Source organism: Megasphaera jansseni (assembly GCF_047974155.1).
Taxonomy (GTDB): domain Bacteria; phylum Bacillota; class Negativicutes; order Veillonellales; family Megasphaeraceae; genus Megasphaera.
In genome coordinates this window covers 72770-81560 of the sequence record NZ_JBHYRR010000012.1, presented here as the reverse complement: position 1 = coordinate 81560, position 8791 = coordinate 72770, and the positions used below count along the sequence as shown (strand labels likewise).

5 protein-coding genes are annotated in these 8791 nt (G+C 58.1%); all 5 read right to left on the bottom strand.

The annotated features are described in order from the left end of the window. Window positions 1-360 precede the first annotated feature (360 nt). Window positions 361-1281, bottom strand: coding sequence for a metallophosphoesterase family protein (locus ACE418_RS06365; RefSeq protein ID WP_301877313.1), 921 nt, complete (start codon window positions 1279-1281; stop codon window positions 361-363). Window positions 1282-1388: 107 nt separating this feature from the next. Next, window positions 1389-3116, bottom strand: a complete 1728-nt coding sequence (locus ACE418_RS06360; RefSeq protein WP_416449823.1) for an ammonium transporter — start codon at window positions 3114-3116, stop codon at window positions 1389-1391. Continuing rightward, entirely contained in the window at window positions 3113-4096 is a 984-nt protein-coding gene (locus ACE418_RS06355; RefSeq protein ID WP_416449822.1) for a Gfo/Idh/MocA family protein, read from the bottom strand. Before ACE418_RS06355 ends, ACE418_RS06360 begins: the two co-directional genes overlap by 4 nt. 14 nt (window positions 4097-4110) lie before the next feature. Further along, window positions 4111-6582, bottom strand: a complete 2472-nt coding sequence (locus ACE418_RS06350) for a homocysteine S-methyltransferase family protein (RefSeq protein ID WP_416449821.1) — start codon at window positions 6580-6582, stop codon at window positions 4111-4113. A gap of 11 nt (window positions 6583-6593) precedes the next feature. Further along, window positions 6594-8723, bottom strand: coding sequence for an ASKHA domain-containing protein (locus tag ACE418_RS06345; RefSeq protein ID WP_416449820.1), 2130 nt, complete (start codon window positions 8721-8723; stop codon window positions 6594-6596). Between the last annotated feature and the right edge of the window lie 68 nt (window positions 8724-8791).

Genomic DNA, 8791 nt, shown 5'->3' with positions numbered 1-8791 from the left:
AAGAACGACCATAAAGCTATGATATTTTCGCATACATAAAAAGAGCCTGTGCACGATTACGTGCGACAGGCCCTTTTTAAGTGGTTAGTGGTTAGGGGCTAGGGGCTAGGGGTTAGCAGGGGCTAGTGGCTAGTTGTTAGTGGCTAGTTGTTAGGGGCTAGGGGTTAGGGGCTAGGGGTTAGGGGCTAGGGGTTAGGGGCTAGTGGTTAGGGGCTAGCGGTTAGTGGTTAGGGGCTAGGGGTTAGCGGATGGCTTTAATTTTAAGGGTTTTCTCTGAAAACTACAAACTCTGTACTACAAACTATAAAGAGAAAGAGATCACGCATGATGGCGTATCCTCTATACATGTATACACGTCCCTCACGCTGTGAGGCAGCACCATTCCGGCAATGTCACGGTACGGTCGAAGGCCGGGAGCCAGGCGCCGCGGGTGTGGTCATAGGTCCGGATGAGGATATGGTCTTCATAGAGGTAGAGGGAATTCGTATAAATCGTATCTTCATCCCAATCGCTATTATAGACATTGAGGACCCGGCCTTCATAATAGTTAGCGTCATCCATGAACGTTGCATCGGCCGGCATCGTATGGGTATGGCCGGATACCCACAGGCGGACCTGGTGATGACGGGCCAGGATAGCGCGGATCGAATCAGCGGGCTGGACGGAGTTGCGCGGCGACGGCAGGCTGATGCCGGGCCGGCTCGATACGGCCGTCTGTTCCAGCGGCGCATGGCAGAAGATGATCGTCGGCTGCTGGCGGTGCGCTGCTAAGGTCTGGTCCAGCCAGGCCAGCTGCTGATGCGACAATTCGACGGCGGCGCCGCCAGTCACCGTATCAGGCGACAAAAAGACCAGAAGATAGCCCGCCTGTTCTTTGGCATAATAGAGAGGTCCGAAGGTCTTCGTATAACGGGCGAAATGGATGATCCGTTCCGTGCAGCTCCCAGGGCGCAGTTCTCCATTATGCCCGGTATAGAGCAGCTCATGGTTGCCGGCGATGAAGGCCTTGCGTTTTTTCAAGCCATTGACGACGAGGCGCACCAGGCGGTATTCGGCGGCATCGCCGTTGCGCTGGACCATATCCCCCGTAAAGACGGCTAAGTCCAGGTCCCGCCAGTCATTCATTTCCTGCAACACCCTTTCTTTGGCAGCCATCCGGAGCAGCCGTTCTTTCGGCGTGACCAGGTTCTTGCAGGGGTAATGGAAATCACTGATGATGACCAGACGGGAATAATTCCGCTGAGATGGGGCTTTGACATTGGCAAATAACGACGCAAACATGGCATTTCCTCCTTCATCCATGAAAAAACAGGCTCTGGCTGTACAGTTTCAGTATAGCCAGAGCCTGTATGTTTTTTGCAAAAATCAAGGGAAATATCTGTAAAAGGTCATTTTTTCTGAACGACGGGATAGTCCTGCAGGGCGTCATAGCCTTCTTCGCCGGTCCGGATCTTGACAGCATTGTCGATAGCCGACACAAAGACCTTGCCGTCGCCGTAATTGCCCGTATAGAGCACTTTCTTCGCTGTTTCAATGATGGTCCGCGGTGACACTTTGGAAACGACCATTTCGACGCGGACCTTGGGCAGGAGCTTGGCCGACACCTTGGCACCGCGGTAGAATTCCGTCCGCCCTTTTTCGATACCGAAGCCCAGGGCGCGGGTGATGGTCATCCCCGTGATGCCGATGGCTTCCATGGCATCTTTCAACGTTTCAAAGCGCTTTTCATCGGTAATGATGGTCACGTTATACAAGGCATGGCCGCCGACCGGCTGGGGACTGGCCATGACCGAATCGGGGATAGTCTGATCCAGGGGGATTTCTTCAGCTCCTTCCGGGGCTTCCCCGGCTTTCAGCGCTTCCGACAAGTCATCCAGGCTGTCGCTATGATCCAGTTCATAAGCCGGTACCAGACCATTTTCCTTGAAGTCCAGGCCATTGATTTCTTCGGCCGCCAAAACGCGCAGGCCTATCGTCGCCTGGATGATGCGGAAAATCAGGGTCATGGCGACGAAGACGAACAAGGCCATGGCGATGACGCCGACCAGCTGGACCAGGAACAGATGGACCTCTCCCGTATAGAACAGGCCGTCTTTGACGCTGAACAGGCCCGTCAGGACGGTCCCCAGAGCACCGCAGCCGCCGTGAGCCGCAATGGCCCCGACCGGGTCGTCAATGCGCAGCTTCTGATCGATGAACTCGATGAGGAAGACCGTCACCACGCCGGCCAGGGCGCCGATGACAAAGGCACCGGGTACGCTGACGACATCACAACCTGCGGTAATCGCTACTAAAGCCGCCAGGCTGCCGTCGAGGGTCATGGATACGTCGGGCTTGCCATAGCGGACCCACGTCGTCACCATGGCCGTCGTCGTCCCGGCAGCCGCAGCGATATTCGTCGTAAAGAAGATAGCCGCGGCTTTGAGGATGGTCTGTTCCCCCGTCAGGGACAAGGTCTGGCCGCCATTGAATCCGAACCAGCCAAACCATAAGATGAACATGCCCAGACAGGCCAGGGGCAGACTGTGGCCGGGAATGGCATTGACCGACCCATCGGTATTGTACTTGCCAATGCGCGGTCCCAAGGCCTTGGCCCCGGTCAGGGCACAGAGGCCGCCAGTCAGGCTGACGACAGACGCGCCGGCGAAGTCGTGGAAGCCCAGGGATGCCAGCCAGCCGCCGCCCCAGGCCCAATGGCCGACGATGGGATAGATGAGCAGGCTGATGAGAATGGTAATCAGACAGGATGACGAAAATTTCGTCCGTTCTGCCATGGCACCGGATACGATAGCCGCCGTTACGGCACAGAGAACGGTCTGGAAGAGCAGAAAGGCCAGATCCGGATAAGGCGTCCCGGCCAGGAGGTCCATATGCTGGGCAAAGAAATCGGGCATCCCGATGAACCCGCCTATGTCGCGGCCAAAGAGAAGGCTGAAGCCGACGATCCAGAAGGCCAGAGTCCCGAGGGAAAAATTCATGAAGTTCTTCATGACGATATTGCCGGCGTTCTTGGCCCGCGTCAAACCGGCTTCGAGCATGGCAAAGCCGGGCTGCATGAAGAAGACCAGGACAGCCGCCATGAGGATCCAGAACGTATCGACGGAGGAATAACTCATCGCGCTCCCCCCTCTTCTTCCGGATAGGTCAGGCCCCACTGCTGGCGGATAGCCGTCATGAGGTCCATGACATCTTTCGTATAGTCCTGGCACATATCGCAGCCATGGGCTACGGCGTCTTCCATATCCAGGATTTCGTACTGCAAGGCTTTGGCCTGGCTGCCGGCCTGCAGGACATCCTGGTGCCCGTCGGCCGTATAAGTGATAGTCGCCGTATCGGCCCGGGGATAGTCGTAGATTTCGATATAGCCTTTATCGAAAGCGGCCATGCCCCGCTTGGGCTGCTTGGCATGGAGCGATAAGGAGAGCGTCGCCATTTCCCCTTCCCGGTTCTGCAAGAGGATACCAGCCTGTTCGTCGACCCCGGTCGGCGCCAGGCGGACCTGAGACGCAATCTGGTCGGGCTGGCAGCTCATGAAATAGCGGACAAAGGACAAAGCATAGACGCCGATGTCGAGAAGGGCGCCGCCGGCCAAGGAACGGTTGAAGAAGCGGTTCTTCATATCGTAATCTTTATAACTGCCGAAATTCATCTGGATGAAGCGCAGCGGTCCCAAAGCCCCGGAACGAAGGAGTCCGGCCAGCTGTTTATAAATGGGCATGTGGTATAAGGTCATGGCTTCGGCCAGGATGACGCCGTGTTCTGCCGCACAGCGCCGGGCCTGATCCAGTTCCCGGCTGTTAAGGGTAATGGATTTTTCGCAAAGCACGTGCTTGCCCGCTGCCAGCGCCGGCAGCAAGTAGCGGATATGCGTATTATGCGGCGTCGAAATATAGACGATATCGACGTCGGGATCCGAAAAGATATCCTCTGGTTTGTCGTAGACCTTGGAAATGCCGTATTTTTCAGCAAAGGCCAGAGCTTTTTCATGGGTCCGGTTGCCGACACTGTACAAATTCCCTCCCAGGGCCTGCATGGCCTGGGCCAGTTCATTGCCGATGACGCCGCAGCCCAAGGTCGCCCAACGATATGCTGGCATAGTGATTCCCCCTTTTATGATAACAGGCGGCTGACGAGCTTGACACAGTCTGCCGCATCTTTGGAATAGCCATCGGCACCGATTTCATCGGAGAAGCTCGGCGTGACGGCTGCGCCGCCGATGATGATCTTGCCGCCGTACTGTTTATCTGCCGCTTCGGCGATGACATCTTTCATATGCATCATGGTCGTCGTCATCAAGGCCGACAAGCCGACGACAGCCGCCTTTTCGCGCAGCGCCGTCTCGATGATGGTACCGGCCGGCACATCCTTGCCTAAGTCGATGACCTTATAGCCATAGTTGCGCAGCATGAGACCGACCAGGTTCTTGCCGATATCATGGACATCCCCCTCGACGGTGGCGATGACGATGGTCGCCATGTCCTGCTGGCCCGGCGCCTTCTTGATGAGCGGTTCCAAATAGGCAATGGCCGTTTCCATCGTATTGGCGCTGGCAATGAGCTGGGGCAGGAAGTAAATCTGTTTATCGTATAAATCACCGGCCTGGGTGATAGCCGGGATGAGCAGGTCGTTGATGATGGCATCCGGCGCCATGCCCTTGGCCAGCTCTTCCTGGGCCAGGGCGACGACGGCGTCCTTTTCGCCTTCCAGGACAGCCTGGTAGACGGGATTGACCGGTCCCTGTTCAGCGCCCTGGGACTCCCCCGCCGTTTCGACAGCCGCAGCCGACCCATGGCTGGCCAGGAGTTCTGCTTCTTCCTGCCGTTTCTTTTCGGCTTCTTTCTTATCGAAATACTGCATCCGGTGAATATAGGCCAAATCACTGCCTTCCTTATTCATTAGCATATTGGCCGCAGCCGCTGTATTCATGAGCAAGTCCTGTGAAGGATTGGCAATAGCCATCGTCAGGCCGCTGGCAATGGCCATGGCCAAAAAGGTGGCATTGACATACATCCGGTCCGGCAGGCCGAAAGAAATATTAGACAGCCCGCAGACCGTCGCCAGTCCCAGGTCCTGTTTGCAATGAGAGAACGTCGCCATGCAGTCCAGGGCCGATGTCGGAGCCGCTCCGACGGTCGCCACCAGGGCATCGACGACGATATCGTCCGGCGTAAAGCCATGGGCATAAGCATCGGCCAGGAGTTCGTCGAGGACGGCGTGCTTTTCATCGAGGGTCTTCGGAATGCCTTCATCGGAAACGGGCAGGGCAATGAACATAGCGCCGTATTTCTTGACGACAGGCAGGAGCTGCTTGCGTTTTTCTGTTTCGTAGGAAATAGAATTGACCAGGGCCCGGCCGGGATAGATGCGCAGGGCCGCTTCCATGATGTCCGGCGAACTCGTGTCGATGCTGAGGGGCAGGCCCGATACGCCGGTCACTTCATAAATGGCTTTGAGCATCATTTCCTTTTCATCAATGCCGTTGGTCCCCATGTTGACGTCGAGGATGGCCGCGCCGTTTCGTTCCTGTTCGCGGGCCATGGCGCGGACCATGTCCAGCTTGCCTGCCCGCAGTTCGGCCTGGAGCTTTTTCTTGCCCGTCGGGTTGATGCGTTCGCCAATGACCTGGAAAGAACCGTCGAGCTTGATTTCTACGACCTGCCGTTCCGAAGCCAGGACACGGTGATGGATGGCATGAGGCGCTTTCGGCGTCAGCTGGCAGACCGCATCGTGAAGGGCCCGGATATGGTCCGGCGTCGTGCCGCAGCAGCCGCCGACGATATGGGCCCCGGCTTCGATGAGCAGCCGGCCGTCCTTGGCAAATGCTTCTGGCGTCGTCTTATAGACCGTCTTGTCGCCTTCCAGTTCCGGCAGACCGGCATTGGGCTTGGCAATCAGGGGAATCGTCGCATATTCATACATCTTCCGGACCGTTTCGACCATATCAGCCGGTCCCGTCGAACAGTTCAGGCCGACCGCATCGACGCCGAGGTTCTGCAAGACGACGACAGCCGCTTCCGGCGGTGTCCCATAGAGAGTGCGTCCATCTTTTTCAAAAGTCAACGTCGCCATGATAGGCAGGTCACAGACGTCCTTGATAGCCAGAACACAAGCCCGTGTTTCCTGAAGACTCATCATGGTTTCGACGATGAACAGGTCGACGCCGGCATCGTACAAGGCCTGGGCCTGTTCGCGATAGACATCGACGAGTTCATCAAAGGTCAAATCGCCCATCGGATAGAGCTGCTGGCCCGTCATGGTCATGTCGCCGGCGACCAGGGCCTTGCCCTGAGCGGCTTCCTTGGAAATCGCGACCAGGCCCTGATTGATGGCGACGAGTTGGTCATCGAGGCCATATTCGGCCAATTTGAGGCGGTTTCCCGTAAAGGTCGGCGCATAGAGTATCTGCGAACCGGCTTCGACGAAACGGCGCTGCAAATCGATCATGACGTCGCGGTTCTCTAAAATCCATTGTTCCGGGCAGACGCCAATGGGCATGCCCGCCTGTTGCAGGTTCGTCCCCGTCGCCCCGTCGAGCAGGACGACACGGCCCTGAAGAAGTTGCTGAAATGCTTCGTTAGTCAATCTAAGTCCCCCTAAAAATTCAGATAATCGATATATAAGCGTTGAAAGGCTTCGTCATTGCCGAGAACGATTTCCTCGGCTCCGGCAGCGATAGCCTGTAATTCATCTAAGGTCACGGCGCCCGTCAAAAGGCCGATGGCCCCTTTCAGGGACGTGTTGCCGACAGCTGTCGTCCGTTCAGCCAGATCCGCTGGCAGCAGGCCGATGACAGCCGCTTGCTGTGGATCCAGGTAATAGCCGAAGCCGCCGGCCAGCCAAACCTGGCGGATGCGCTGGCGGCTGATGCCGCTGCGTTCGATGAGCGATTCGATGCCGGCCCGGATGGCGCTCTTGGCCATCTGGATTTCCCGGATATCCTGCTGGCTCAGGGTGATGCGCCGATAATCCAGGGTCGATGCCAAGGGAAAGCCTTTATGGAAATAAGGCTCGACGAGTTTTCCCGTTTCGTCGACCAGGCCTTCCCGGACCAGGCCGGCCATCGCTTCCAGGATGCCCGTCCCGCAGATACCGACGGGGACGGCATGGTCGATAGTCCGCACCTTGGCCCGGCCCCGCTCGATGCGGACGCCGCAGATGGCGCCTGGGACACTGCCCGTCCCCCAGGTCAGCTTGCCCCCTTCCAGGGCCGGACCGGCCGGAGCCGATGCGATGAAACGCTGGCCTTTATTGCCCAGGGCCATTTCCCCATTTGTCCCGAGGTCGACGAAGAGGCTGACGTCGTCCGACGAGGCCAGGCCGCACTGCCAAATGCCGGCCGTAATGTCGGCGCCGACGTAAGTGCTCATGCCGGGCAGCAAAGTCACCGTACAGTCAGTAAGTACGTCCTGCCGTCCCAAAACGGCCTGGATGTCATAGGTCCCGCCACCTAATGAGACAGGATGGAAGGGCCAGTTCCCCAAGCCCTCACAAGACCAGCCCATGAGCAGGTGGAGCATGGTCGTGTTGGCCGCAATGGCCATGCAGTGACAATGGCCGGCAACGCCAGGATGGTCCTGGAAGAGTTGTTTCACAAGGCGCGTCAAATCCCGGCGGACAGCTTTTTGCAAGGCCCTGCCCTTGCCGTGGCAGGCGGCGCCGATACGGCTGACGACATCAGCCCCGAAAGAGCGCTGGCTGTTGACCGTCGTCGCTGTCGCCAGGATTTTTCCACCTGTGCAATCCACCAGAGCCGCCGCCAGTGTTGTCGTCCCGATATCGACAGCCAGGCCATAGTCGTGGCCAACTGCCAGCGAAACAGCTCCCTCATCAGCGGCTTCGGCAGCCAGCGCCGAAAAACCCTGCTGTTCCTGTACGGGAATGGCGAGCTCGACCGCTTCCTGGGTCACGGCCTTACAAGCCAGGCGCCATCCCTGGGCCAGCTGCGCATCGGAAAAGATGCGTTTATCTTCGGGCGTGACGGGAAGTTTTCCCTGGACGACGCGGACGCGGCACTTGCCACACATGCCCTTGCCGCCGCAGGGCATGGCCAGCGCCGTCCCCTGAGACTGAAGATATTCATGGACCCGGCAGCCGCCAGGGCAGGTCATCCGCACTTCCCGGGCCGATTCAGCCTGGCGCTGCGGGCAATCCTTCTTGGGACAGGCCGTACAGTCATGTTTCACCTGGAATACGGCCGGATCCCCGCACAGGTCAAAGACGAGGCTCATGGATTTTGCCGGCGACAAGGCCATGGCCGCATTGACCGTTACACCGACCGTCCGGCCGGCAGCCGTCTCCCGGACCGCATCGGCCTGGACCGATAAAGGCAGGTCGCTGCCCGGTTCGTGACGGCAGATGATACCGCAGCCCTTTTGCCGGCAAATGAGGCGAAGCTGCTGCAGGACCTGCTGTTCCAGGGCAAAGAGACACGTATCGGCCATAGCCGCAAAGAGCACGGCGGCCAGTTCATCCCCATCTTCCTGATAACGGTCGATCTGCCGGCTCACGGCAGCCCCCAGAGTCAGGATGACATAGAGCCGTTCCTCCGTAAAAGCCAGGGCCGCCTTGGCCTGCAGGGACCGCCGCAGGAGCGGTGCCATATCCCGGCACATCCCTTCGGCCCGTTCCCAGGCCGTACCTTTCGATTCATACCCAGCAAAGCGCAGCGCCTGCTCCAGGTCGGGAACAATCCGCTGCCCCCGGATGATGCGAATATCTGCCATATATTCCCTCCTAAAAAAGTAACGTATGATTCATAATTATATAACCTCAAGGCGCCTCGTGGCAACAC

Bases quoted from the DNA above. Each gene is read 5' to 3' on its own strand.
- ACE418_RS06365 (WP_301877313.1), bottom strand. From the start codon at position 1,281: ATGTTTGCGTCGTTATTTGCCAATGTCAAAGCCCCATCTCAGCGGAAT.
- ACE418_RS06360 (WP_416449823.1), bottom strand. From the start codon at position 3,116: ATGAGTTATTCCTCCGTCGATACGTTCTGGATCCTCATGGCGGCTGTC.
- ACE418_RS06355 (WP_416449822.1), bottom strand. From the start codon at position 4,096: ATGCCAGCATATCGTTGGGCGACCTTGGGCTGCGGCGTCATCGGCAAT.
- ACE418_RS06345 (WP_416449820.1), bottom strand. From the start codon at position 8,723: ATGGCAGATATTCGCATCATCCGGGGGCAGCGGATTGTTCCCGACCTG.